Source organism: Streptomyces sp. NBC_01622 (assembly GCF_045209635.1).
Classification (GTDB): domain Bacteria; phylum Actinomycetota; class Actinomycetes; order Streptomycetales; family Streptomycetaceae; genus Streptomyces.
Genome location: NZ_CP109293.1, coordinates 10,646,705 through 10,671,688 on the forward strand (window position 1 = coordinate 10,646,705; position 24,984 = coordinate 10,671,688).

Here is a 24,984-nt window from a genome sequence, read left to right on the forward strand (position 1 = left end):
GAAACGGGCGGCCCTCAGTCGTGGAGCGGGATCAGCCCGCCGTTGCCAGGAACTGCGTCGCCGCCAGCTCCGCGTACAGCGGGTCGGCGCTCACCAGCTCCCGGTGCGTGCCCACCGCGCGGACCCGGCCCGCGTCCATGACGACGATCCGGTCGGCCATCGTCACCGTGGACAGCCGGTGCGCGACGACCAGGACCGTCGTCGTACGGGCCACATCGGCGACGGTGTCGCGCAGGGCGGCCTCGTTGACCGCGTCGAGCTGCGAGGTCGCCTCGTCCAGGAGCAGCAGGCGGGGGTGGCGCAGCAGGGCGCGGGCGATCGCGACGCGCTGGCGTTCGCCGCCGGAGAGTCGGGTGCCGCGGTGGCCGACCAGGGTGTCGACGCCCTTCGGGAGCCGGGCGAGCAGACCGTCGAGGCGGGTCGTCTTCAGCACGCGGGTGACGTCGTCCTCGCTCGCGTCCGGGTTGCCGAGCAGCAGGTTGTCGCGCAGGGAGCCCGAGAGGACCGGCGCGTCCTGCTCCACATAGCCGATGGCGGAGCGGAGTCCGGACAGCTCCCAGTCCGCGAGGTCCCGGCCGTCGAGGGTGATGGCGCCGGACTCGGGGTCGTAGAAGCGCTCGATGAGGGAGAACACGGTGGTCTTGCCCGCGCCGGACGGGCCGACGAACGCCGTCATGCCCTGGGCCGGTACTTCGAAGGTCACGCCGTGGTGGACGTAGGGCAGGTCGTCGGCGTAGCGGAAGCGGACGTCGTCGAAGGCGAGGGCCGCGGGTTCGGCGCCGGGGGAGGGCAACCGGGCGGGCAGGGACGGGGGTTCGGCGGGGAGCTGGAGCGCTTCCTGGATGCGGGAGAGGGCCGCGGCGCCCGTCTGGTACTGCGTGATCGCGCCGACGACCTGCTGGATCGGCTGCATGAGGTAGAAGACGTAGAGGAGGAAGGCGACCAGCGTGCCGACATTTATCGCGCCCGTCGCCACGCGCGCTCCGCCCACCGCGAGGACGGTGATGAACGCGATCTGCATCGACAGACCGGCCGTATTGCCCGCCGCCGCAGCCCACTTGGCGGCGCGGATGCTCTGCCGCCACGACTCCTCGGCCGCCGCGTGCAGGGTGCGCTCCTCGCGGTCCTCGGCGCCGGACGCCTTCACTGTGCGCAGCGCGCCGAGGATCCGTTCCAGCGAGGCACCCATCACACCGATCGCGTCCTGCGCCTGCCTGCTGGCCCGGTTGATGCGCGGCACGATCACACTGAGCACGGTGCCCGCGCCCACGATCACGCCGAGGGTGACGGCCAGCAGCACGGGGTCGACCAGCCCCATCATCACCACCGTGGCGACGAGGATGAGCCCTTCGGTGCCGAGCCCGACCAGCGAATCGGTGGTGACCTCGCGCAGCAGCGTGGTGTCGGAGGTGATGCGGGCCATCAGATCGCCGGGCTCGCTGCGGTCCACCGCGCTGATCCGCAGCCGCAGCAGATACGACGACAGGGCGCGCCGCGCACCGAGCACCACCGACTCGGCGGTGCGCCGCAGAACGTACGAACCCAGCGCGCCCACCGCCGCGTTGGCGACCACCAGCGCCGACATCGCGAGCAACGCCCCGGTGATCGTCCGGTCGTGCGACAGATCGTCGATGAGTCCCCGCGCCACCAGCGGCAGCAGCAGCCCGGTGCCGCCGGTGACCAGCGAGAGCAGCGCGCCCGCCAACAGGGCCCAGCGGTGCGGCCGCACGTAGTCGAGAAGCAGCCGCCAGGCCGGCGGGCCGCTCCGAGTCCCTGCGATGGCCACGGCACTCCTCGGGATGCGGTCGGAGCATTCAGGCTACGTCGGCCGCCGCCGACGGTGTCGAGCCGCTGTCGTGCCCTTACCGATCAGTCACGCGTAGGGTCTCAGGCAGGGACAACGATCGACGAAAGGGTTCAGGACCATGGCGCAGGAAGTGCGCGGCGTGATCGCGCCGGGAAAGAACGAACCGGTCCGGGTCGAGACGATCGTCGTACCCGACCCCGGCCCCGGTGAGGCCGTGGTGAAGGTACAGGCCTGCGGGGTCTGTCACACCGACCTGCACTACAAGCAGGGCGGCATCAGCGACGACTTCCCCTTCCTGCTGGGGCACGAGGCGGCGGGGATCGTGGAGTCGGTCGGCGAGGGCGTCACCGATGTCGCCCCGGGCGACTTCGTGATCCTCAACTGGCGTGCGGTGTGCGGTAATTGCCGGGCCTGTCTGCGCGGCCGGCCGCAGTACTGCTTCAACACCCACAACGCCAAGCAGAAGATGACCCTCGCCTCGACAGGCCAGGAACTCTCCCCGGCCCTCGGCATCGGCGCCTTCGCCGACAAGACGCTGGTCGCGGCGGGACAGTGCACCAAGGTCGACCCGACCGTCTCCCCGGCCGTCGCCGGTCTCCTCGGCTGCGGGGTGATGGCCGGTATCGGCGCGGCGATCAACACCGGGAACGTCGGGCGCGGCGACAGCGTCGCCGTCATCGGCTGCGGCGGGGTCGGTGACGCTGCGATCGCCGGGGCGCGGCTCGCGGGCGCGGCACGGATCATCGCCGTCGACATCGACGACCGCAAACTGGAGAAGGCCCGCTCGATGGGCGCCACCCACACCGTCAACTCGAAGACGTCCGACGCCGTCGAGGCGATCCGCGAACTGACCGGCGGCTTCGGCGCCGACGTCGTCATCGAGGCGGTCGGCCGCCCGGAGACGTACAAGCAGGCCTTCTACGGCCGTGATCTCGCCGGCACGGTCGTCCTCGTCGGCGTCCCGACGCCCGAGATGAAGCTCGAACTCCCGCTCCTGGACGTCTTCGGGCGCGGCGGTTCCCTCAAGTCGTCCTGGTACGGCGACTGTCTGCCCTCCCGCGACTTCCCGATGCTGATCGACCTGCATCAGCAAGGCCGCCTGGACCTGGGCGCGTTCGTCACCGAGACGGTACAACTCGACGAGGTGGAGAAGGCGTTCGAGCGGATGCACGGCGGCGACGTACTGCGTTCGGTGGTGGAGCTCTGATGGCCGCGCGCATCGAACACCTCGTCACCTCGGGGCAGTTCACGCTCGACGGCGGCACCTGGGACGTCGACAACAACGTGTGGATCGTCGGCGACGACCACGAGGTCGTCGTGATCGACGCCGCCCATGACGCAGACGCCATCGCCCGGGCGATCGGCGACCGCAGACTGACCGCCATCATCTGCACCCACGCCCACAACGACCACATCGACGCCGCGCCCGCCCTCGCGGACCGCACCGGCGCCACGATCTGGCTGCACCCCGACGACCTGCCCCTGTGGAAGCAGACCCACCCCGACCGGGACCCCGACGCCCATCTCGCCGACGGCCAGGTGATCGAGGCCGCGGGCGCCGACCTGAAAGTCCTGCACACACCGGGGCACGCACCCGGCGCGGTCTGCCTCTACGACCCCGGGCTCGGCACGGTCTTCACCGGCGACACCCTTTTCCACGGCGGCCCGGGCGCCACGGGACGGTCGTACTCCCACTTCCCGACCATCATCGACTCCATCCGCGACCGCCTCCTGACCCTGCCGCCGGAGACGAAGGTGCTCACCGGACACGGCGACTCGACCACCGTCGGCGCCGAGGCCGCACACCTGGAGGAGTGGATCGCGCGGGGCCACTGACGCCTCGGGCGCAATCCCGACAGAAGATGTCCGGCTTCCCGTGCACGATCGACATGAGACACGTCGAACGAGCACGGGAGGTCGGACATGCCGGGCCCACTGGAAGGCAAGGTCGCGCTGGTCGCGGGGGCGACGCGCGGAGCGGGACGCGGGATCGCCGTGGAACTGGGCGCGGCCGGCGCCACCGTCTACGTCACCGGCCGCACCACCCGCGCCCGGCGCTCCGAGTACGACCGGCCCGAGACCATTGAGGACACCGCCGACCTCGTCACCGCAGCCGGCGGCCGGGGCATCGCCGTACCCACCGACCACCTCGAACCCTCGGCCGTACAGGCCCTCGTCGACCGCATCGACGACGAACAGGGCCGCCTGGACATCCTCGTCAACGACATCTGGGGCGGCGAGCACCTCTTCGCCTGGGACACCCCGGTCTGGGAGCACGACCTCGACAAGGGGCTCCGGCTCCTCAGGCTCGCGGTGGAGACACACGCGATCACCAGCCACCACGCTCTGCCCCTGCTGCTGCGCCGCCCCGGCGGCCTGGTCGTCGAGGTCACCGACGGCACCGCCGAGTACAACCGCGACACCTACCGCGTCTCCTTCTTCTACGACCTCGCCAAGTCGTCCGTCCTGCGCATGGCCTTCGCCCTCGGCCACGAACTCGGCCCGCGTGGCGCCACCGCCGTGGCGCTGACCCCGGGCTGGCTGCGCTCGGAGATCATGCTCGACCAGTTCGGCGTCCGCGAGGAGAACTGGCGCGACGCCCTCGACCGCGTCCCCCACTTCGCCATCTCGGAGACCCCGCGCTACGTCGGCCGCGCCGTCACCGCCCTCGCGACCGACCCCCAAGTCGCCCGCTGGAACGGGCAGTCGCTGTCCAGCGGAGGGCTCGCCCCGGTCTACGGCTTCACGGACCTCGACGGGAGCCGCCCGGACGCGTGGCGGTACCTGGTGGAGGTGCAGGACGTGGGGAAGCCGGCGGACGTGACCGGGTATCGGTGAGGTGAGTGGTCAGACGTCGGTCACCGGCCAGCGCGCCGAGTGGCCCGGCGGGAGCGCCAGATCGTCCCGTACGGCCGCGTAGTAGCCCTCCCGGCCGGCGCGCTGCCGCTCCAGCAACTCCCGCCAGGCGTCCGGGTCATGGGTCCCCGCGCGCATGAACCGCTCCATCTCCATCACCGCGCCGACCCACGCCCGCGCCTTCTCCACCACCTCCGGGCTGCCCAGCAGGATCAGCGCCTCACCGGACGGGTCACGGTCCACCGTCGCCTGGGCCAGCAGGGGCTCCGCCTCCGCCGGGGACAGGGGGTGCGGATGAGGGTCGTTGCGCAGATGGGACGCGACCCGGTACGTCAGAGTCACCGACTTCTTCAGCGTCCGGGCGTACTCGGCGTACACCTCCAGCCGTCGCTCCTCCCAACGAGCGTCCCGCTCCCGCTGGAACCTCGCCCGATCGCCCCGCACGATCGCCACGTACGAGCCGAGGGCGCCGATCACGACACCGATCAGCGCGGGAAGTTGCTGTACGAACGCGTTCATGTCCGCACGCTATCTGCCGAGTTGATCGTTCCGGCAGTACGTTCGAGCCCATGACTGACACAACGCGCTTCGAGGGGTACGGAGTTCTCGTCACCGGTGCGGGCCGCGGCATCGGCGCGGCCATCTCCCGGCGGCTCGCTGAGGAGGGCGCACGGATTCTGGTGACCGACACCGATCTGCCCGAGGCGGAGAAGACGGCGGCGGACCTGCGTGAACTCGGGCTGGCGGCAGAGGCGTTGGGCTGTGACGTGGGGGACCGGGGGGCGGTCGAGCGGGCCGTCGCGCACGCCGTCGACACCTTCGGGTCGCTCGACGTCCTGGTCAACTGCGCCGCGCACTGCACGCCCGACGTCCCGCTCTTCGAGGACGAACCGGACGACGAGTGGGCGCGTGACCTCGACATCACGCTGACGGGAACGTTCCGCTGCTGCCGCGCCGCACTCCCGCACCTGGCCGCCTCCGGACGCGGGGCGATCGTCAGCATCGGTTCCGTCAACGGGGCCCAGGACTTCGGCAACCACGCCTACAGCGCGGCCAAGGCCGGGCTCGCCTCGCTGACCCGCACCCTCGCCGGACACGCCGCCCGGCGGGGTGTGCGGGTCAACCTGGTGGTACCGGGCACGGTCCGCACCTCCGCGTGGGAGGGCCGGGACGACGAACTGGACGCGCTGAGCGGCCTGTATCCGCTCGGCCGGGTCGGCGAGCCCGAGGACATCGCCGCGGCCGTCGCGTTCCTCGCCTCGCGCGACGCCTCCTGGATCACCGGCACCACGCTCACCGTCGACGGCGGTGTCACCGCGGTCAACACCGGCTTCCGACAGGCCCTTTCAGAGGGGCAGTGAAGCCAGCGCCGCCAGCACCCGGTCCGTATCGGCCTCGGACGTACGCCAGTTGCTGAACGCGGCCCGCAGCGCCGGCGTCCCGTCGTACACCGTCGGGGTCAGGAACGCCTCGCCGGAGGCGGCGACGGCCTCCGCCAGCGCGGCCACCCGTTCCTGCGTCGGATTCTCGTCGAGGGTGAAACAGACGACGTTCAGCCGGACCGGTGCCGAGAGCCGCAGGCCCGGGAGCGCGGCGATGCCCTCGCCCAGGCGGTGGGCGAGGGCGACGTTGCGTTCGACGATCTCGCGGTGCCCGGCGCGGCCGTAGGCCAGCAGGGAGAACCAGGCCGGGAGGGCGCGCAGCCGCCGGGAGTTCTCCGGGGTGAGGTGGAGGAAGTCCGGGTCGCCGGTCGGCAGGCCGAGGTAGGGGGAGGAGTTGTGGAACACCCTGGTCTGCAGGTCGCGGCGGCGGGTGAACTGGACGGCCGCGTCGTAGGGCACGTTGAGCCACTTGTGCAGGTCGACGCAGACCGAGTCCGCCGCGTCGAGCCCGTCGACGAGGTGGGCGTGGGCGGGGGAGAGTGCGGCGAAACCGCCGAACGCGGCGTCCACGTGCAGCCAGAAGTCGTGCCGTTCCTTGAGGGCCGCGATGGCCCGCAGGTCGTCGAAGTCGACGGTGTTCACGGTGCCGGAGTTCGCCACCACGATCGCCGGGCGGCCTCCCAACCCGGCCAGGGCGGCGTCGAGTTGGGCCACGTCGACGGCCTCGCGGTTTCCGGCGAGTACGGCCACCTGTCGCAGCCGGTCCCGGCCGATGCCCAGCACGGACAGCGCCTTGGCGACGCTGGAGTGCGGGCTGCCGGAGAGCACGTCGACCGGGCCGAGCGCGGCGGCCCCGGCCCGGGACACGTCCACGCCCAGCCGCTCGCCGAGCCATTCGCGGGCGACGGCGAGCCCCACCGTGTTGGACACGGTCGCGCCGGTCACGAAGGCCCCGGAGTGCGCCTCGCCCAGTCCGAACAGCTCGCGCAGCCAGCCGACCGTCTCCCGCTCCAGCGCCGCCGCCCAGGAACCGGCCGCGCCCGACACGTTCTGGTCGTAGGCGCTGGTCAGCCAGTCCCCGGTGACCGACGCGGGCGTCGCACCGCCCGTGACGAAGCCGAGGTAGCGCGGGCCCGCCGACCCCGAGAAACCGGGCGCCCACCGCTCGGCGAACCGCGCGAGAGCACCCTCGGCACCGGTCCCGTCGGCCGGCAGGGGGTCGTGATCGGGCGCCTTCCCGGGGTGGACGACCGGCCGCTCGGCCACACCGGCCAGCTCACGGGCGGCGAAGTCACGGGCGGACTGGAGGAGTTCGGGGAGCCGGGCGAGATCGTCGGCGAGGGTGCGGTGCATGGGCGGCAGCGTAGGCGGAGGCGGCGGGCCGGGTATCGGTCCACTCCGAGGAAAGTGGACCGATAGTCCCTACTGGTCCCGTCCGGGCAAGCCCTCCCTCAGGGCTGCCAGAAACGCCCGCGCCGCCGGCCCCGCAGGGCCGTCCGTACGCCAGACCACCGCGACCCGCCCCCGTGCCCGGACATCGTCGATACGGAGCATCCGCAGCGCCCGTGGCCCTCGTGGTGCCGTCGTGGCCCCGGAGGCGCCCTGTCGGTAGGGGACCACGGCCACCCCGAGCCCCCGTTCCGCGAGCCGCATCAGCGCGTCCGGGGCCGCCGCCTCGCAGGTCACGCGGGGCCGGAAACCCGCCTCAGCGCACAGCCGGTCCAGCACCCCGCGCACCCCCGTCCCCCGGGGCAGGCTGATCAGCCGGTGCCCGCGCAGCGCGGCCAGCGGGACGGACGTACGGCCGCGGTGTCCGTCGAGCAGCGGATGACCCGGCGCGACCACCGCGACCAGGGGTTCGTCGATGACGATCCGGTGCGCCAGGCCGGGTGCCGGCTCGGGGTCCGGCAGGCCCGCCACGGCGATGTCCAGCTCCCCGTGGCGCAGCGCGGTGAGCATCCGGTCCGAGGTGTCCTCGGTGAGGGTGATCTCCACCTGGGGATGCGCGTCGTGGAAGTCGGCGAGCAGCGCGGGCACGTCCATGCGATGGCCGAGGGCTCCGGGCACCAGCCCGATCGCCACCCGCCCGCGGAGCAGCCCGCCGAACTGCGCCGCCGTCTGCCGCACCCCCTCGACGGCCGCGAGAGCGGCCCGCGCGTACGGCAGTACGGCGGCGCCGACCTCCGTGGGCCGCACAGTCCGCCCCGACCGGTCGAGCAGGGGCTGGCCCAACTCCCTTTCCAGCTGCCGGATCTGCGCGCTCACCCCGGGCTGCGCGAGATGCAACCGCTCGGCGGCCCGGGTGAAGTTGGCCTCCTCGACGACCGTCACGAAGTACCGCAGCTGCCTCAACTCCATAACCAGCAATGCTAGTTGCGAGACGGACCCGCTCTTGGACTTATGGATCGGGCGCCGGGAGCCTGGACGTATGGGGACCACGACGAACGACATCACCATTGCCATCGCGGCCGAACGCCGGGAACTGGCCGACCTGTTGGACACCCTGACGCCCGCGCAGTGGGAGGCGCCGAGTCTGTGCGCGGGATGGCGGGTGCGCGAGGTGGTGGCGCATCTGTCGATGGGCTTCCGGTATCCGACCGGCAGGGTGCTGTGGGAGCTGGCCAAGTCGCGCGGCAGTCTGCACCGCACGACCGACCGGCTGGCCTGCCGGGACGCGGCCGGCCACACCGACCGGGAACTCGCCGGCTTTCTCCGCGAGCACGCGCACCACCCCTGGAAGCCGCCCGTCGGCGGCATCGCGGCGGCCCTCGGCCACGACGTCGTCCACGGCCTGGACATCACGGTCGCGCTCGGCCTGGACCGCCGTGTTCCCGAGGACCGCCTGCGGATCGTGCTGAACGCCGTCGACCCCAGGGCGTTCCGCCTCTTCGGCACCGACCTCGACGGCGTACGGCTGTGTGCCGACGACCTCGACTGGACCTTCGGTACCGGCACACCCCTGCGCGGCCGGGCACAGGACCTGCTCCTGGTCGCGTACGGCCGCCGCCTGCCGCTGGGGCACCTGGATGGAGAGGAATGTCACCGTTTTGTCGCAGCGTGACCCGCCCTACAACCCCTACCCTTGCGCACCTGTCTAGTTGGCTGAGATCGCAGTACCGGGGCAAGGGAAAGGGCAGGTCATGGGGGACATACGCAGACGAGGCGCCGTAGTGCTCGGGCTCACCGGGCTGGTGGCACCGCTCACGCTGGCGCTGGGCAGCGTGCCGGCGCAGGCGGCGGCGAGCTGTACGACGCAGGCGGGGCCGTACCAGAAGCAGGTGGAGAAGTTCCTCGGCCGGCCGGTCGACGGGAAGCAGTCCGCCGCCGACTGCAAGGCCATCCGGGCCTTCCAGACCAAGCACGGCATCACCCCGAACATCGGCTACGCGGGCTCCGTCACCTGGGGTGTGATGGACCTGATGAACAAGCAGAAGGCCGTGGGCAACAAGCCCAACGCGGCCGGTAAGTGCCCGACCAACAAGGGCCGGATCGCCTGCGTCAACCTCACGCTCCAGATCAGCTGGATCCAGGACGGCAGCCGCCTCGTCTACGGCCCGGTGCCGGTGCGCACCGGCCGCAACGGCTACGAGACCCGCACCGGACTGAAGAAGATCTACTGGCGGGACATCGACCACGTCTCGAACATCTACAACGTGCCCATGCCCTACAGCCAGTTCTTCGACGGTGGCCAGGCCTTCCACTCGGTCAGCCTCAGCATGTGGAACCCTCCGGGCTCGCACGGCTGCGTCAACATGACCCCGGCCACCGCGAAGAAGTACTGGTCGCTGCTGAAGAACGGCGACGACGTCTTCGTCTACGGCCGCAAGCCGGGCACCTGACGGTCAGTCACTCGGCTTGCGTACCGAGCCCGTTACTCGGGCGCGTCCCCGAAGTCCGGGATCTCCAGCCTCGCCCCGCCCTGCCGTGCCGAGTCGTGCGCGACGATGCCCGGCAGGGTGTAGCGGGCCGCGACCCACGCGTTCACGGACGGCAGGGTGCGGGAGTTGACCGCGGTCACGAAGTCGTCCGCCAGGAAGTGGTGGCTGCCCTCGTGGCCGTTGTGGAGATTGTCGAACTCCCTTGGCAGCCGGGACCGGTCGTGCACCGGCGCCGAGCCCGAGGTGAAGGCGGCCCGGAGGTCCGGCGCGATGTGCTGAAGTGACGGATCGTCAGGAGACATGGTGGGCTTGGGCTCCAGCAGCTCGCTGATGTCCTTCACCCCCTTCTTGTCCTGCCAGAAGGCCACCGTCGCGAGCTGCTCCATGCTCGCGTCCGTGCCGAAGAAGCGGAAACGCGACTCCCGGATCTGCGAGGGATAGCCCACGCGCCGGAACTCGTTCGTACGGAACGAACCGCCGCCCGCCACCTCGAACAACGCGGTCGCGTTGGAGAAGTCGTTGCCGAACTGGCTGACCTCCCGGTCGAAGACCCCGTCCCCGCGCTCGTCCACGACCCCGATCGCGGACACGCTCACCGCGTGCGTCTGCCAGGCGCCCAGCACCCCGCCCACCGAGTGCGTCGGGTACAGCAGCGGCGGATAGCTGGCGGTGGCCTTCCAGTTGTCGCCGCCGCTGTACTGGTACGCCTCGTAGAACCCCAGATCCATGTCGTGGACGTAGTCGCCCTCGGCGTAGAAGATCCGCCCGAAGGCGCCCTCCGCGATCTGGTTGCGGGCGTGCACGGTCGCCGGGTTGTACTGGCTCGTCTCGCCCATCATGTACGTCAGTCCGGTGGCCTTGACCGCGTCGATGATCGCCGCGATCTCCTCGGTGCTGATCGCCATCGGGACCGCTGAGTACACATGCTTGCCCGCGCCCAGTCCCTGGAGGACCAGCGGGCCGTGCGTCCAGCGCTGGGTGAAGATCGCGACGGCGTCGACGGCCTTCGACTCCAGCATGGCCTCGTAGGAGGGAAAGGTGCCCGCCAGCCCTTGTTCGGCGGCCAGTTGCTCCGCCCGCTCCGGCAGGAGGTCGGTCACATAGACCTCGCTCACGCCCGGGTGGGCCTGGAACAGTCTGGCGAACTGGCCCGAGAACTGGCCTGCTCCGACGATGCCGAGGGAGAACGTCATAGGTGCGTGTCCTTCTCTGACGAGGATGTCACTGACACATGAGTCGTCGACCGACGCGTCACTGACCGAGGATGAAGTTGATCTGCTTGTTGGTCCTGCCCAGTCCGCTGACCGGTGCGTCGTTGGCGTAGACGTCCTGCATGGCGGGGTGCATCAACGCGTACACGTCCGCCGCGTAGTTGGTGATCGGATAGGAGAAGGTGGTGAAGTCCTTCTTGTCGGAGACCGGCCTGGTGAAGGCCGTGACATCGATGCCTTTCTTCTTGTAGGCGGCGACGGCGGTGTCCGTGCCGTCGGGGGTCGCGGGGAACACGATTCCGTAACTGCCGACCGTTTTCTGGCATTCGTCGGAGGAGAGGTACTTGACCCACTTCTCCGCGCCGGGTTTGTTGTGCGCCTTCTTGGTGATCGAGTCGGCGAGACCGTTCATCATGGTCGCCCGCTCACCGCTCGGACCGGTCGGCGTGAACGCCGTGCCGACCTTGATGCCCTTGGCCGCGTAGTACGTGGAGATCATCCACGCACCGTCGAAGGAGGTCGCCGCCTTGCCCGAGGCGATCTGAGCGTTGGCCGGGTTGGCGCCGTCGCTGTAGTCCGTGTACGGCGCGAGATAGCCCTTCTTCGCCAGCCCGAAGTACCACTTGATCACGGACTGGAAGGTCTTGCTGTCGTACCGGTACTCGGTGCCCCAGCGCTTCTTGTCGGTGTAGTTCCAGCCGGCCGACCCGGTGAAGGGACTCCACGTCGTCTGGCCGTCGGCGTCGCCCGCGCCGCCGCTGGCGAGGCCGTACGTCTTGACGTGCTTCTTGTCGAAGCCGGGCTCGTCGCCGCGCTTGCCGTTCTTGTCGACGGTGAGGTGGGCGATGGCCTTCTCGAAGGTGCCGCCGTCCGTCGGGTTCCAGGACAGGCTGTTGAGCTGGTCCGCGCTCAGGCCCGCCGACTCGGCCATCTTCTGGTTGTAGAAGAGGGCGACCGTGTCCCAGTCCTTCGGGGCGCCGTAGCGATGGCCGTCCTGGCCCACCCAGTTGGCGGCGAGCCCCGGCTGGTAGGCGGAGTCGTCGACGCCGAGGCCGTCGAGCGGCGCCAGCACCTTCAGGTCGGCGAACTGGCCGAACTTCTGGATGTGGTCGGTGAACACGTCCGGCTGGGTGCCCGCGATGAAGCTCGCGGTGAGCTTGGTCCAGTAGTCGCCCCAGCCCAACTGCGTGATCTTCACCTTGAGTCCGGGGTTCTGCTGTTCGAAGCCCTTCGCGCAGGCCTGGTAGGCGGGAAGTTGGTTGGAGTCCCACAGCCAGTACGTCACCGTGTTCGAGGCCGACCCCACGGAGTCGCCCTTCGCGCAGGCCGCCGTCAGGGACAGCGCGAGCGCCCCGGTCAGTGCCATGACCGTACGAAATCGCATGCCCTGCCCCTTACTTGATTCCGGTGAAGCTGATGGAGCTGACGATGCGGCGCGCGAACACCGAGAAGAGCACCAGCATCGGGAGCGCGGCGATGAGGGTCGCCGCCATCAGGCCCGACCAGTCGTAGCCGGTCTGCGGGGTCTGCGAGCGGAAGATGGCCAGCGCCACCGACAGCACGCGCGAACTGTCGCTGTAGGACACCATCAGCGGCCAGAAGTAGTCGTTCCAGGAGGTGATGTACGTCAGCACGCCCAGCGTCAGGATCGGCGTGGACGCCATCGGCAGCAGGACCCGGAAGAAGACGCGGACCTTGCCCGCGCCGTCGAGCAGGGCGGCCTCCTCGACCTCGCGCGGGATGTTCATGAAGAACTGCTTGAGGAAGAAGACCGCGAACGGCGTCATGAACATCGTCGGCAGCGCGATCCCCAACAGGGTGTCCACGAGCCCGAGTTGCTTGATGAGGACGAAGTTCGGCAGCAGGGTGAAGATGGCCGGCACCATCAGCCCGGCCAGGAACAGCCCGAACATCCGCTCCCGGCCCCGCCAGCGCAGCCGGGCGAAGGCGTAGGCGGCCATCGCGGAGAAGAACACCTGGCAGACGGTGACTAGTGTCGAGACGATCACCGAGTTGAGCAGATAGCGCCAGAACGTCAGCCCACCGCCCGAACCGCCTTGCGCGATCGCCTCCTTGGTCGACTGGAGGCCGAGCGCCCGCTCGAAACCGCCGGTGGTGAAGTCGACCGGCAACGGGTCCGAGGGGTGGGCGGCGAGCCCGGTGTTCGTGGAGAGCGCGGTGCGCAGGATCCAGAAGAAGGGCAGCAGCGTGATCAGCATGATCGCGGCCATCGCCGTCCAGGCGGCGACCTTGCCGACGGAGATGCGGCGCCTGGGCGGCCGTACGGTCGCCTGCTCGGTCGTCGTGGGTGTGTTGGGCGTGGTGGTCAGGGTGGCCATGTCGTCTCCTTCCGGTCAGCCGAGGTCGGTCTGGCCGGCACGGGTGATCCGGTACTGGAGGAACGTGATCGCGCTCAGCACGATCAGCAGGGCCACGGACATCGCGGACGCGTAGCCGAACTGGAAGCGCCCGAAGGCGGAGCCGTAGATGTAGTACTGGAGGACGTTCGTCGCGTTCGCCGGGCCGCCCGCGGTGGTCACCGCGACCGTGTCGAACACCTGGAACGAACCGATCACCGTCATGATCAGCACGACCGCGAGGACCGGCCGCAGCAGCGGCATCGTGATCCGCCAGAACATGCGCCACTCGCTCGCGCCGTCCACCTTCGCGGCCTCGTACATGTCGTTCGGGATGGCCTGCAGCCCGGCGAACAGCAGCAGCGCGGTGTAGCCGACGTGCCGCCACACGTTGATCAGGGCGATCGTCGGGATCGCCCAGGTCTTGTCGGCGAGGAAGGGGATGTGATCGAAACCGAGTCCCCCGATGATCTGGTTGCCGATGCCGAGCTGGGTGTCGAGGATCCACAGCCAGACGATGCCGGCGACGACGTTCGACATCAGATACGGCGTCAGCACGATCCCGCGCAACAGGGCGGACTGGGTGAGCCGTTGGAGCAGAACCGCGATGGCGAGGGCCGACACCGTCTGGATGCCGATGTTGATGACCACGTACTCGACCGTGACCTTCAACGACGACCAGAAGATGGGGTCGTGGACCATCCGGTCGTAGTTGTCGAGGCCTACCCACTTCGCCGGCGTCAGCAGGTTGAAGCGGGTGAAGCTCAGGTAGATCCCCCGCAGGGTCGGCCAGAGCAGGAAGACCAGGAAGCCCAGCAGGGCCGGGGCGATGAAGACCGCCGCCAGCCGGCCGTCGCCCCCGCCTTCACGGGCCCGCGGTGGGCGCAACGGGGGGCTGCTTGAGGCGGTGGTCATCTGGAGACTCCTTCGTCTGCGACGGCTCGTCCTCGGGTGACTTACTTTTGATGCGAAAGAATCGTGGCGTCAAGAGCCCTGCGCACATCTTTTCTGTGCGGGATTTCGGTCATAGAGTGGCTTGATTAGTTCTAGAGCAAAAATATCTTGCTTGTGGGAGTCTGACGCCCATGACCACACGTGCCGCCAGCTGGCAGCCACTGAGCCCCGGCGAACGCTCCGTGGCGATCGAGGTGCTCGTCCACGGCCCGCTGTCGCGCACCGACATCGCGCGCCGGCTCGACCTCTCGGCGGGCAGCCTCACCCGCCTCACCAAGCCGCTGATCGAATCCGGCCTGCTGGTCGAGGTCCCCGACGGCGGCAGCCCGGCCGAAGTCCGCCAGGGCCGCCCCTCGCAACCCCTCGACGTGGTCGCCGAGTCCCGCACCTTCCTCGGGTTCAAGGTCACCGAGGACATGGTCTACGGCGTCGTCACCACTCTCAGGAGCGAGATCGTCGCCCGCCTCGACCGGCCGCTCACCACCCACGACCCGGCCGAAGTCGCGGACCTGCTCGCCGGGATGACCGGCGAACTCGCCGGGCGGTTCCCCACGCTCACGGGCATGGGCATCGGTGTCGGCGGTCTCGTCCAGGACCGTGCCGTGGTGGGGGAGTCGGCCTTCCTGCAGTGGAGCGACGTCCCGCTGGCCGAACTGGTCGAGGAGCGCACCGGGTTGCCGGTCGTCGTGGAGAACGACGTGGCCGCGTTCGTCGAGGCCGAGACCTGGTTCGGTGCCGGGCGCGGCCTCGACCGCTTCGTCGTCCTCACCATCGGCGCGGGCGTCGGCTACGGCCTGGTCCTCGGCGGCAAGCGGGTGCCCTACCCCGAGGAGGACCGCGGCTTCGGACGCCACTGGATCCTGAACCCCAACGGCCCGCTCACGCCGACCGGTGAACGCGGCAGTGCCGTCTCGCTGTTGACCATCCCCAGTATTCGCTACCAGGTCCAGGCCGCCGCAGGGAGGGACCTCACGTACGAGGAGATCCTCGCCGGTGCCGCGGCCGGTGAGTCCATGTCCGCCCGGGTGATCGGCGAAGCGGCCCGTGCGCTGGGTGTGTTGGTCGCCCAGATCGCCAACTTCGTGCTGCCGCAGAAGATCCTGCTCGCCGGTGAGGGTGTCGGTCTGATGGACGTGGCCGGGCAGGTGGTGGAGGACACAGTGCGCGCCCACCGGCACCCGCTGGCGGCCCCGCTCGACGTGGAGACCAAGGTCTCCGACTTCCACGACTGGGCGCGCGGAGCCGCGGTGTTGGCGATCCAGGTGCTGGTGCTGGGTGTGGCGGAGGTGTGAAATGCGTTACGGGGCTTGACAGATGGACGTGATCAGTAACACGGTCCGATATGTCCGATTGGCTCGTGATTACTCACATCGCCTTCACCTACGGCGACGTATGCTTCACACCATGTCCACCCGTGTTGAATCAGCCACCGAGCGATCGGCAGCCGAGGTCAACGAGGAGATCAGGGCCCTGTGGCTCCGATCGGGCGGGACACTGAGCGTCGAACAGCGCGAGGAGTACCGGCGGCTGGTGATGGAGTGGGCCACCGCGACTCCTCAGCCGGCCACGGCGGCCTGAGAGCAGCCGCCCGGCCGGCGCGCAGATGTCGTTCGGATCCCGTCGCCCGGCCTTCCTCGTGACCCTCGGTCCAGCCGGTCTAGCCGGTCTAGCCCCCGTCGACCGACCCGACCCGATAACCCGCGATCACCCGCGACGAACTCCCCGCGTGATCAGCCCCACATCGCCGAATAGTGCCGCTGGAAGGCCTTGCGGTCCTGCTCCGCGCGTATCCAGCGCGTCGCCACCAGCGCGATCAGACTTCCCGCGATCACCAGCAGACCCGGCCCCACGTTCTTGGGGTCCGTGAGCCGGGACGCCAGGGTCGTCGTGCCCGCCGTGGTGTTCGTCGCCGGCGCCGACGTCCCGGGCGTGATCGAGCCGGTGCCCGCCGCGCTGCCTGCCGCCGAGGCGGACGGCGCGGGTGAGGCGGCCGTCTTCGGCGCCACCAGCAGCTTGACGTTGAGCGCGGCCAACGCCTTGGTCAGCGGCTGGAAGAACGTCGTACCGCCCGCCTTGCAGTCACCGCTGCCGCCCGAGGTCACCCCCAGCGCGATGCCGTTGGAGAACAACGGACCACCGCTGTCGCCCGGTTCGGCACACACCGTGGTCTGGATGAGACCGGTCACCGTGCCCTCGGGATAGTTCACCGTCGCGTCGAGCGCGGTCACCTCGCCGTCGTGCAGCCCACTGGTGCTGCCGCTGCGGAACACCTTCTCGCCCACGGCCGCGTCGGCCAGGCCGGTGATCGTCACCCCGCTGCCGTTGCCGATCGCGACCACGTCCGCGCCCTCGCCCGCCGAACCGCTCGCGTACTGCACCAGGGAGAAGTCGCTGCCGGGGAAGTTGTCGGAGACCGTCTTGCCCAGCTGCTGGTCGCCCTGGTTGTCGGCGAACCAGATCGAGCCGACCGGTCCGCAGTGCCCGGCCGTGAGGATGAAGTCGGTCTGGCCGTTGGTCACGTTGTAGCCCGCCGAGCAGCGGCCGCCGGTCGACAGGATGGGCTGCGCCCCGTTGATGCGGGTCGTGAACTTGCCCTGCGCGCGCTGCATCTCCACCGAGGCGCCGATGCCGGTCGCGACCTTCGTCATCGCGGCCCAACTGGCGGCGGAGACACTGCTGTCGGCCTCCACCAGCACCTTGTTGTTCCGGTAGTCCATCGCCCACGCGGTGCCCGGCACCTTGGGCGCCGAACTCAGCGTGCTCGCGGCCGACTTCAGCTGGTTCATGCTGTACGGCACGACCTTCGCCTCGGCGCCCGCCTTCGTCACCTCGGCCGCCGTCGCCTTGTCGGTCACCGCGACGACCGTACGGCCGCCGGAGTCGACCCAGCTGCCCGCCGTACGGGCCGAACCGAGCTTCGCCACCAGAGCGGAACCCTTGTCCGCGGGCGTCTGTGGCGCGCTGAGCGTGTCGGCGGTCCTGCCCGGGGTGTCACTCGCCATGGCCGCCTGGGTGACCATGGCACCTCCCAGCAGGAGTCCGCCGACGGCCGTCAACCGTGTCACTCGCCGGACGACCCGTCGTCGTGCGTGCCTCATGCCTGGCTCCCGAACCCCGAACGTGCGGTGCCGAACACCGCGAGGCCCTCCGGTCGTTGAGGTGCCCTTCCTCCATACGTGGCCCGGCACCGTCCCGTTCACCGGATGGAGGATCGGCTTCAGCCGCCGGCGACAACAGGCTCTCCGGACCGCCGAGTTGGCGTCGACGGTGCCCGGCCGCGCCCGGTGGGAGCCCGGTCGCTCCCGTCGCCCACGAGCCGTGATCCCCTTATCTTGAGCCCCATGACCAGCAACCCGCAGGCCGCGGCCGGTGAACCGAATCCCCTGCGCGCGCTCACCCTCGACCGCCTCCGATGTCGTACCAGCATGAAGTGGCGCACCTACCCCGAGGACGTGCTGCCGGTGTGGGTGGCCGAGATGGACGTGCCGCTCGCCGCCGCCGTGGTCCGCGCGGTCACGGACGCGCTCGCCCTCGGGGACACCGGCTATCCCGCCGGCACGGCCTACGCGGAGGCGCTCGCCGCGTTCGCGGAGAAGCGGTGGGGCTGGGACGGGCTCGCCGTGGAACGGACGCGGATCGTGCCGGACGTCATGCTGGGTGTCGTCGAGATGCTCCGGCTGGTCACCGGGCCGGGCGATCCGGTGGTGCTGAACCCGCCCGTGTATCCGCCGTTCTTCCAGTTCGTGACCCATATGGACCGGCAGGTCGTGGAAGCGCCGCTGGGCGTGGACCTGCGCATCGACCTCGGAGCTCTGGAGGACGCGTTCCGGCGCGCGGTCGCAGGCGGGCGGCGGGCCGCGTATCTGCTGTGCAGCCCGCACAACCCGACCGGCACCGTGCACACCGCCGCCGAACTGGCCGCCGTCGCCGCCCTCGCCGAGCGGTACGGCGTGCGGGTCGTGGCCGACGAGATCCACGCACCGGTCGTCGCCGCGGGCGCCGCCTTCGTGCCCTACCTGAACGTCCCGGGCGCGGAGCGCGGGCTGTCGCTCATGTCGGCGTCGAAGGCCTGGAACCTCGCCGGGCTCAAGGCCGCCCTGGCCGTCGCGGGCCCTGCGTCCGCCGCCGACCTGGCTCGCCTCCCCGAGGAGGTGGGCCACGGTCCGAGTCACGTCGGCGTCATCGCCCACACCGCCGCCCTGCGCGACGGCACCGCCTGGCTGGACGCCCTGCTGACCGGCCTCGACGACAACCGCGGACTGCTGACGGGTCTGCTGGCTGAACACCTGCCCGCAGTGGGGTACCGACCCGGCGAGGCCACCTACCTCGCCTGGCTCGACTGCCGTGAACTCGGCCTGGGCGACGACCCGGCGGACGTCTTCCTGCGACGGGGCCGGGTCGCGCTGAGCCCCGGCCCCGACTTCGGCACGGGCGGCACGGGGCATGTACGGCTCAATCTGGCGACGTCCCCGGAGGTGATCACGGAGGCCGTACGGCGGATGGCGGCGGCGCTGGGGTGAGCCGGGCGGCTGGGCTGTCATGAACACCTAGCGCCCGGCTGCCATGATGAGCTCATGCGTGTGCTGATGCCGGTCCCCGACCGCGACTTCGACGTCACCGAGGTCGCCGTTCCCTGGCGGCTGCTCACCGACGCCGGGCACGAGGTCGTCCTCGCCACCGAGCGGGCCGGCACCCGGCCCGCCGCGGATCCCCGGCTGCTGACCGGTGTCCTCTTCGGACAGCTCGGCGCCGAGGACGAACCCAAGCGGTTCTACCAACAGCTCAGCGAGGCACCGGAGTTCGGCGCCACGGTCGCCTGGGCGGACGTGGACGTGGCCGGCTTCGACGGCCTGCTGCTGCCGGGCGGCCACGCACCCGGTATGCGTCAGTACCTCGGGTCGGCCCAACTGCGGGCGAAAGTGGGGGAGTTCTGGGCGCTCGGCCGCCCGGTCGGCGCGATCTGCCACGGCGTCCTCGTCCTGGCCCGTACCCAGGACCCGGCCACCGGCCGCAGTGTCCTCGCCGGCCGCCGTACGACGTGCCTGCCCAAGTACATGGAACGCACCGCCTACTTGACCACCGCCTGGCGTCTCGGCCGCTACTACCGCACCTACCCGGCCTATGTGGAGGACGAGGTGCGGGCCGCCCTCGACAGCCCGTGCACGCAGTTCGAACGCGGCCCCAGGGAACTCACCCGGCGCGGCACCGCGAGCGACGACACGCACGCGTTCGTCGTACCGGACGGCAGCTACTTGTCGGCGCGCTGGCCCGGAGACGCATACCTTTTCGCCCGCCGGTATCTCGATCTCCTGCGGGCTCCTGCGGGTGCTTAGACTGCCGACCATGGACGAGACCCCGCTGGACCGGCTCGGCGCAGGCCAGTACCTGCTGATCACCAGTTACCGCAAGAACGGCTCCCCGGTCCCCACCCCGGTGTGGGTGGTGCGCGACGGCGACACCCTCGGGGTGTGGACGGTCGCCGACTCCTGGAAGGTGAAGCGCATCCGGGCCCGCTCAGATGTCCTCGTGGGCCCCTGCGACCTGCGCGGCAACCCGACCGGCGGCCAGGTCCCCGGCACCGCCGAGCTCACCGACGCCGAGACCATCGCCCGCTACCGCACCCTCATCAAGCGCAAGTACGGCCTCACCGGCCGTCTCACGCTCCTCGGCAGCCGGCTGCGCCGCGGGCTCGACGGCACCGTCGGCATCCGCGTCACCCTCAAAGCCTGAGGACGGACCCCGTGCACACCGAACCCAGGGAGCGCCCGTGGACCCCGCGCTGAACCCGGCCGACCTCCGGCTGCGGCAGGAGCGGATCGTCTTCGCCCGGATGCGCAGCACCCAGGACCGGGTCGCCGACGCCATCACGGCCTTCGCCGGCACCATGCTCTTCGTCTATCTGCACGCCCTGTGGTTCGCCGTCTGGATCGCCCTCAACGAAGGACTCCTCGGGCACGCCGGGATCTTCGACCCATATCCGTACGGACTGCTCACGATGATCGTCAGCCTGGAGGCCATCTTCCTGTCGACCTTCGTCATGGTGAGCCAGAACCGGCAGGCGACCCGCGAGAACGTCCGCGCCGACCTCGACTTCGAGACCAACCTCCGCTCCGAGGTGTGGTCGGCCCACATCGGAGCCGCCCTGGGCCTGGACCCGCGCGAGATCGAACAACGCGTCCAGGAGCTCCTCACCGAGAACCGCGCCAAGATGAACGGCGGGACGAGCAAGCCGAGTTGAGCGGTCGCACGATGAAGGGGCCGCAGCTTTTCGAGCTGCGGCCCCTTCACTTCGTACGGCGTCCGGCTACGACGCGTCGAGCACTGTGCCGGTCAGTACCGGACCGTCGCTCACCGGGTCGCCGTTGTTGTCGAAGGCGCGGAAGAGTACGGACTCGGGCTGTTCGGCCACCTGGTCGGTGATGGTGGGCATGCTGATCTCCGCGCTGGTCTGCCCCGCCGGAACGGTCGCCCAGAGGGCCAGGCTCAGCACCTTGGACAGGGGCCGCTCGGGGGTGGTCTCCTCGCCGGAGTTGTCGCGGAACCACTGGGGGTCGACGTCGAGGGTGGACAACTCCGGCCCCGTGGTGACCGGTTGGACGACGAACGTGGGGTTGATCTCCACGTCGGCGGGCGTCGAGAGCGTCACCTTCCACTTGAGGGACTGTCCCTCAGCGACCCGGTCGGCGACCGGGGTGACGGTGAGCGTGGGCATCGGGTCGTCGTTCTCTGTGGTCACGCCACCGTGATGGGCGCCGACCACCGCGCCGTGCACCGCCTTCACGAACAGGTCGTGCTGAACGTCGTAGTCGAAGCGCGTGTTGCCCTTCACCTCGACCGATACGTCGAGGTCGTGGCCACCGGGCCGCACCGTCACCAGGCGTGAGGTGTCCTGGCCGGTGGCCGGGTCGGTGACGTAGATCCGGACCTGGCCGCTGCCCCGGCCGGACACCTGGACGGGCACGCGGTACGTCTTGACGCCCGAGTCGCCTTCCTTGACGGTGAGCCGGCCGATGTCGATGCGCGGGAGCGGGGCCGCGACGGCCGCCGGAGTGCCGGGGCGCCAGCCCCAGGCGTCCATCAGCCACGCCTGGCCGGAGCGCGAACGCGGGGTCAGGGCAAGGGACTTGACGTGGCGCAGGTCGAGTCCGGCGCGGGTGGCGGCGGTCAGCGGTACCCGGACCTCGCGCGCCCAGTAGGAGGCGGTGCGCCCGGTGCCGGGCAGGCCGTCGACGCGGACCCGGCCGAGGGTCGCGCGGTGGCCGGCGGCGTCGGTGAGGGAGACGTCGAGCTGGGTGCCGGTGGTGTTGGGCGGCACGATCACCCGCAGGGCGAGGGACTTGGCGCCGCTCAGGGAGACCGGCTTGGCCGGACGTACCGTCGTCGGTGTACCGGCCGCGGACCAGCGCAGCGCGACGGCACGGCGGCCGATCTCCTTGCTGGTGTCCCACTGCGCGAAGTGCGGCGAGAGGCCCGTGTTGTTGTCGGCCAGGCAGGCGGTGGCCGGGTCGGGATCGACCGCGGAGCACAACCTGCCGCCGGACACGGTGACTTGACCGTCCGGCAGGAAGCCGGCGCCGCGGTTCGCGCCCACCGCGTGGGTGAGGACCCGCGCCGGGTCCGCCGAGGGCGCCCGGCGGCCCGAGCCGTCGAGCAGCTCGCGCGCCCGGTCGTCACCGGCGACGAACAGCCGGGCCGCGGTGGCGATGTACGTGGAGCCGGCCTTGTGCTGCTGGTCGGCGGTCAGCCGGGTCGCGGTGCCCGGCGAGCAGACCGCGTCCCGCTGGTCGGGGTCGTTGTAGAAGTCGTCCTCGGCGGGCGCCTGGGCCTGGCCCGGCGTCCACTCGGTGTTGAAGAAGTTGTGGTCGGCGCCCTCGACATAGACCGCGCTGTGCAGCGCGGTGCCTCGGCTGACTCCACGTGTCCCGTCGACGTACACCTCGCCCTGGAGGTCGGAGACGTCACCGTCGCAGCCGGGCAGCAGGGTCACCGACGGCACGTCGGCCACCGGGTTCTGGCCGAAGATCGTCGGCCCGATGAGGACGGTGCCGCGGATCTTCCAGCGCACCGGGCCGTGATAGCCGTCCTGCGTGGCCGGCGGCGGGTAGAGGCTGTCCATCGCCGCCCGGTTGACGCCCTCGCCGCCTCGCGAATGCCCGATCAGCAGGACCTTGGAGAGGTCGGCGCGGGGTGCGTCGCGGACGACCGGGGGAGCGGTGTCGGGATGGGCGGACCAGCCGGCCCAGCGGGCCAGGTGCTGCCGGACCAGCGAGGAACGGGCCTGTGCGCCGGCGTCCTCGGCATCGGCGTCCTGGGCGTTGATGCCGTTCGCGGAGATCGACACGGTCACATAGCCCTGCGAGGCCAGGAGTTGCTGGTCGCGGAGATAGCCGCGATAGCTCGGGACCGGCTTCGTGCCGGTGGGGCAGGGCCAGTCGCCGGTGATGTTGTCGGTGTTCGGCGTATAGCAGGTGTAGTGCCGGCCGTGCAGGAACAGCGCGAGGGGCCGTTTGCCGGGGGCACCCTTGGGCGCGACCACGACGGCCTGCATCTCCACCGGCTGCGGAAACCCGGGCAGGCGTACCGAGTTGAGGGTGTACTCACCGGTCGTCGTACGGTACGCACCCGGCTTGCCGGGATCGATCGCGCCCGGCGGGAGCGGGGCCGGGCGTTGAACGGCGGCCTCCGAATGTCCGCCGCCGGAGCCGGAAGTGTCACCGGCGGCATCCAACCGCCGCCCACCGGCCAGGACTTGAAGGCCCGTCAGTTTCCCGGACGAGGCGGCGTCGAGGCCGAGCCGGAAGGTCCGTCCGTCCTTCGCCGGTCTCGGTACGCCGAGGAGCCGGCCACCGGCGTGGAACTCGACCCGGGCGTCCCCCATGGGCACCTGCCTGTCCGAGCGCCACACCAGCTGCTGCGCGGATCCCTTTCCGGTGATCCGCCAACCCGGTGGCAGAGTGCCGTCGTCGGCCGTCGCCGTGGCCGTGAACGGTTCGGTGTCCGAGGGTGGTACCGCCTGCGCGGACCCGGACACCCCACCCGCCACCGCGAGCACCGCCGCGGCCGTGACCCATATTCGCCGGGCACGGAACAATGTGTTCTCCTCCTCGAACCCCAGACACGGGCGCCCCGTTGGTCACGGGAGCCCCTCGCGCCCCGGAGGACGGGAAGCAGAGCCTGTGGGTTGCCTGTGGCGGAGGAATCGGCCGGTCTTCGGCAGCCAGGTCCGAACTCGGCCGTGCGGCACGGCCGTTCAGGAACCCATTGCCGACCGGTGCCGGCGGTCAGTGCCAGGCGCGGTACGGCTCGTCGAGGAGCTGGAAGACCGGTTCGCCCCGCACCGGGTCCTTGGCCGTGGACAGCCGGACGCGGTCGCCGCTGTGGATGCCGAGGGGATGGCCGATGACCCGGCCGCGCACCACGAAGCCCTCGGCCATCTCGATCAGCGACACATTGCGGGCGGCGGGGGTGTTGCGGTGCACGACCGTCGAGTGGCGCACCGTACCGGTGCCCTCGCTGCGCTCTGTGCGCAGGTCGCCGCCCTGGCAGACCGGGCACAGGAGCCGGTGGTACATCGCGGTGCCGCACCAGGTGCAGCGCTGGAAGAGGATGGTGTCCCCGTCCGGGGCGTGCGGTTCGAGTACGCCCGCCGGGGAGCCGGCTGCCGGACGGGTCGCGAATCCTGAGTGGTGGTACACGCTGTCAACTCCCTGCGCTCGGCCGGAATCCCGCGTGCGCGGCCGAGCCGGGCACGCGTGTGCGCGGTTCACCGTGCCTCCGTGCACGACCACAGCGTATGGCACTCAGTGCCAGGCGTAAAGACACTGCGTACCCTGGTATTTTCCGGTTCAGTCGCGGCCCAGCGCGGACTCGATCTCCTGGACCACGCGCCACAGCGGTGCGTCACGCCGGGAGACGACCACCACGACGTCCTCGGGCTGTTGTTGCAGCACGGCGGCGGGTGCCGGCGGATGCCCGAAGGCGGACTGCACATACCCCAGGGCGTGGTCCACCTCGGTGGCCGCGTCGCGCTGCCCGTCCGAACGCAGCCAGGAACGCAGCGCGTTGTTGTGCGCCGCGACCACGGCGGCGGCGATCACATCGGCCTGGAGGGTGCCGTCGGGCCGCCCGGCGAACCGCCCGCGCAGATAGTCGGCGAGGGCGCGCTCGTAGCGCCACACCACTGACAGTTCGTACGCGCGCAGTCCCGGCACCTTCTTGGTGAGGCGGTAGCGCTGGACCGAGAACGTCGGGTTCTCGTTGTACATCCGCAGGACGAGCCGGGCCGCGTCGCAGACCCGCCGCACGGGTTCGTGCTCGTCGCCGCCGGACGCGAGGAACGCCGTCATGTCGGCGAGGCAGCGCTCGTGGTCGGGGAAGACCACGTCCTCCTTCGACGGGAAGTAGCGGAAGAAGGACCGCCGCCCGACCCCGGCCAGTGCCACGATGTCGTCGATGGTGGTCTGTTCGTAGCCCCGCTCCAGGAACAACTGGAAGGCGGCCGCGACCAGGGCGTCCCGCATGGGCGGCTTGGAGCTCATG

24 protein-coding genes are annotated in these 24,984 nt (G+C 70.5%); 12 read left to right on the plus strand and 12 right to left on the minus strand.

Translation table 11 applies throughout. The features are described 5' to 3' along the window. Positions 1–31 precede the first annotated feature (31 nt). Positions 32–1,786 (minus strand): ABC transporter ATP-binding protein, encoded by a 1,755-nt coding sequence (locus OH768_RS49210; protein WP_406463728.1) that lies wholly within the window; start codon positions 1,784–1,786, stop codon positions 32–34. A 139-nt stretch (positions 1,787–1,925) separates the two neighbouring features. Here OH768_RS49210 and OH768_RS49215 point away from each other — a divergent pair, with 139 nt between their 5' ends. The 3 genes from OH768_RS49215 to OH768_RS49225 all read left to right on the plus strand — a co-directional run bounded on the left by OH768_RS49215 (position 1,926) and on the right by OH768_RS49225 (position 4,645). After that, positions 1,926–3,014 carry an S-(hydroxymethyl)mycothiol dehydrogenase gene (locus OH768_RS49215; RefSeq protein ID WP_406463730.1) on the plus strand — a complete coding sequence of 363 codons (1,089 nt, stop codon included), beginning with the start codon at positions 1,926–1,928 and terminating at the stop codon, positions 3,012–3,014. Beyond that, positions 3,014–3,643 carry an MBL fold metallo-hydrolase gene (locus OH768_RS49220; RefSeq protein WP_406463731.1) on the plus strand — a complete coding sequence of 210 codons (630 nt, stop codon included), beginning with the start codon at positions 3,014–3,016 and terminating at the stop codon, positions 3,641–3,643. The genes OH768_RS49215 and OH768_RS49220 overlap by 1 nt, the downstream gene beginning before the upstream one ends. An 87-nt stretch (positions 3,644–3,730) precedes the next feature. Beyond that, complete coding sequence (locus tag OH768_RS49225; RefSeq protein WP_406463732.1) at positions 3,731–4,645, plus strand: SDR family oxidoreductase; 915 nt, start codon at positions 3,731–3,733, stop codon at positions 4,643–4,645. 9 nt (positions 4,646–4,654) lie between these two features. Here OH768_RS49225 and OH768_RS49230 read toward each other — a convergent pair whose 3' ends face one another. Next, positions 4,655–5,182, minus strand: coding sequence for a hypothetical protein (locus OH768_RS49230; RefSeq protein ID WP_406463733.1), 528 nt, complete (start codon positions 5,180–5,182; stop codon positions 4,655–4,657). A gap of 50 nt (positions 5,183–5,232) precedes the next feature. Here OH768_RS49230 and OH768_RS49235 point away from each other — a divergent pair, with 50 nt between their 5' ends. Beyond that, a complete protein-coding gene (locus tag OH768_RS49235) occupies positions 5,233–6,024 on the plus strand; it encodes an SDR family NAD(P)-dependent oxidoreductase (RefSeq protein ID WP_406463734.1) in 792 nt (263 codons plus the stop codon). Here OH768_RS49235 and OH768_RS49240 read toward each other — a convergent pair. Together OH768_RS49240 and OH768_RS49245 are read right to left on the minus strand one after the other, a co-directional pair. Then, on the minus strand, positions 6,010–7,398 hold the full coding sequence (locus OH768_RS49240) for a pyridoxal phosphate-dependent decarboxylase family protein (RefSeq protein ID WP_406463736.1): 1,389 nt from the start codon (positions 7,396–7,398) through the stop codon (positions 6,010–6,012). The genes OH768_RS49235 and OH768_RS49240 overlap by 15 nt on opposite strands. A gap of 69 nt (positions 7,399–7,467) precedes the next feature. After that, complete coding sequence (locus tag OH768_RS49245) at positions 7,468–8,403, minus strand: LysR family transcriptional regulator (RefSeq protein WP_406463738.1); 936 nt, start codon at positions 8,401–8,403, stop codon at positions 7,468–7,470. A 70-nt stretch (positions 8,404–8,473) separates the two neighbouring features. Here OH768_RS49245 and OH768_RS49250 point away from each other — a divergent pair, with 70 nt between their 5' ends. Both OH768_RS49250 and OH768_RS49255 read left to right on the plus strand, forming a co-directional pair. Then, positions 8,474–9,106, plus strand: a complete 633-nt coding sequence (locus OH768_RS49250) for a maleylpyruvate isomerase family mycothiol-dependent enzyme (RefSeq protein WP_406463739.1) — start codon at positions 8,474–8,476, stop codon at positions 9,104–9,106. Positions 9,107–9,185: 79 nt separating this feature from the next. Continuing rightward, complete coding sequence (locus tag OH768_RS49255) at positions 9,186–9,884, plus strand: L,D-transpeptidase family protein (RefSeq protein ID WP_406463741.1); 699 nt, start codon at positions 9,186–9,188, stop codon at positions 9,882–9,884. Between the two features lie 32 nt (positions 9,885–9,916). Here the strand turns inward: OH768_RS49255 and OH768_RS49260 are convergent, their stop codons facing one another. Genes OH768_RS49260 through OH768_RS49275 form a run of 4 tightly spaced genes read right to left on the minus strand, consistent with a single transcriptional unit; the run spans position 9,917 to position 14,406 of the window. After that, positions 9,917–11,116 carry a Gfo/Idh/MocA family oxidoreductase gene (locus tag OH768_RS49260; RefSeq protein WP_359608702.1) on the minus strand — a complete coding sequence of 400 codons (1,200 nt, stop codon included), beginning with the start codon at positions 11,114–11,116 and terminating at the stop codon, positions 9,917–9,919. A 58-nt stretch (positions 11,117–11,174) separates the two neighbouring features. Next, positions 11,175–12,518, minus strand: a complete 1,344-nt coding sequence (locus OH768_RS49265) for an ABC transporter substrate-binding protein (RefSeq protein ID WP_406463742.1) — start codon at positions 12,516–12,518, stop codon at positions 11,175–11,177. A 10-nt stretch (positions 12,519–12,528) separates the two neighbouring features. Further along, a complete protein-coding gene (locus OH768_RS49270) occupies positions 12,529–13,473 on the minus strand; it encodes a carbohydrate ABC transporter permease (protein ID WP_406463743.1) in 945 nt (314 codons plus the stop codon). Positions 13,474–13,488: 15 nt separating this feature from the next. Next, entirely contained in the window at positions 13,489–14,406 is a 918-nt protein-coding gene (locus tag OH768_RS49275; RefSeq protein WP_406463745.1) for a carbohydrate ABC transporter permease, read from the minus strand. A gap of 170 nt (positions 14,407–14,576) precedes the next feature. On the opposite strand from OH768_RS49275, the gene OH768_RS49280 reads away from it, so the two are divergent. Together OH768_RS49280 and OH768_RS49285 are read left to right on the plus strand one after the other, a co-directional pair. Further along, complete coding sequence (locus OH768_RS49280; RefSeq protein ID WP_406463747.1) at positions 14,577–15,737, plus strand: ROK family protein; 1,161 nt, start codon at positions 14,577–14,579, stop codon at positions 15,735–15,737. 100 nt (positions 15,738–15,837) lie between these two features. Then, the gene (locus OH768_RS49285) at positions 15,838–16,023 is read left to right on the plus strand and encodes a hypothetical protein (RefSeq protein WP_406463749.1); all 186 of its coding nucleotides are present in this window, start codon (positions 15,838–15,840) and stop codon (positions 16,021–16,023) included. A gap of 152 nt (positions 16,024–16,175) precedes the next feature. Here OH768_RS49285 and OH768_RS49290 read toward each other — a convergent pair whose 3' ends face one another. After that, positions 16,176–17,543 carry a S1 family peptidase gene (locus OH768_RS49290; protein ID WP_406463750.1) on the minus strand — a complete coding sequence of 456 codons (1,368 nt, stop codon included), beginning with the start codon at positions 17,541–17,543 and terminating at the stop codon, positions 16,176–16,178. Positions 17,544–17,786: 243 nt separating this feature from the next. On the opposite strand from OH768_RS49290, the gene OH768_RS49295 reads away from it, so the two are divergent. The 4 genes from OH768_RS49295 to OH768_RS49310 are packed head-to-tail and all read left to right on the plus strand — an operon-like array spanning position 17,787 to position 20,683. Continuing rightward, positions 17,787–18,965, plus strand: coding sequence for a MalY/PatB family protein (locus tag OH768_RS49295; protein WP_406463752.1), 1,179 nt, complete (start codon positions 17,787–17,789; stop codon positions 18,963–18,965). Positions 18,966–19,019: 54 nt separating this feature from the next. Continuing rightward, positions 19,020–19,778 (plus strand): type 1 glutamine amidotransferase domain-containing protein, encoded by a 759-nt coding sequence (locus tag OH768_RS49300; RefSeq protein ID WP_406463753.1) that lies wholly within the window; start codon positions 19,020–19,022, stop codon positions 19,776–19,778. 10 nt (positions 19,779–19,788) lie between these two features. Further along, the gene (locus tag OH768_RS49305; RefSeq protein WP_406463754.1) at positions 19,789–20,175 is read left to right on the plus strand and encodes a PPOX class F420-dependent oxidoreductase; all 387 of its coding nucleotides are present in this window, start codon (positions 19,789–19,791) and stop codon (positions 20,173–20,175) included. Positions 20,176–20,212: 37 nt separating this feature from the next. Further along, entirely contained in the window at positions 20,213–20,683 is a 471-nt protein-coding gene (locus OH768_RS49310; protein WP_406463755.1) for a DUF1003 domain-containing protein, read from the plus strand. Positions 20,684–20,749: 66 nt separating this feature from the next. Here the strand turns inward: OH768_RS49310 and OH768_RS49315 are convergent, their stop codons facing one another. The 3 genes from OH768_RS49315 to OH768_RS49325 all read right to left on the minus strand — a co-directional run bounded on the left by OH768_RS49315 (position 20,750) and on the right by OH768_RS49325 (position 24,965). Next, positions 20,750–23,536: a hypothetical protein gene (locus OH768_RS49315; protein ID WP_406463756.1), complete on the minus strand. Its 2,787-nt coding sequence runs from the start codon at positions 23,534–23,536 to the stop codon at positions 20,750–20,752. Between the two features lie 190 nt (positions 23,537–23,726). Further along, positions 23,727–24,140, minus strand: coding sequence for a Zn-ribbon domain-containing OB-fold protein (locus OH768_RS49320; protein ID WP_406463757.1), 414 nt, complete (start codon positions 24,138–24,140; stop codon positions 23,727–23,729). A gap of 150 nt (positions 24,141–24,290) precedes the next feature. Continuing rightward, positions 24,291–24,965, minus strand: coding sequence for a TetR family transcriptional regulator (locus OH768_RS49325; protein ID WP_406465750.1), 675 nt, complete (start codon positions 24,963–24,965; stop codon positions 24,291–24,293). Between the last annotated feature and the right edge of the window lie 19 nt (positions 24,966–24,984).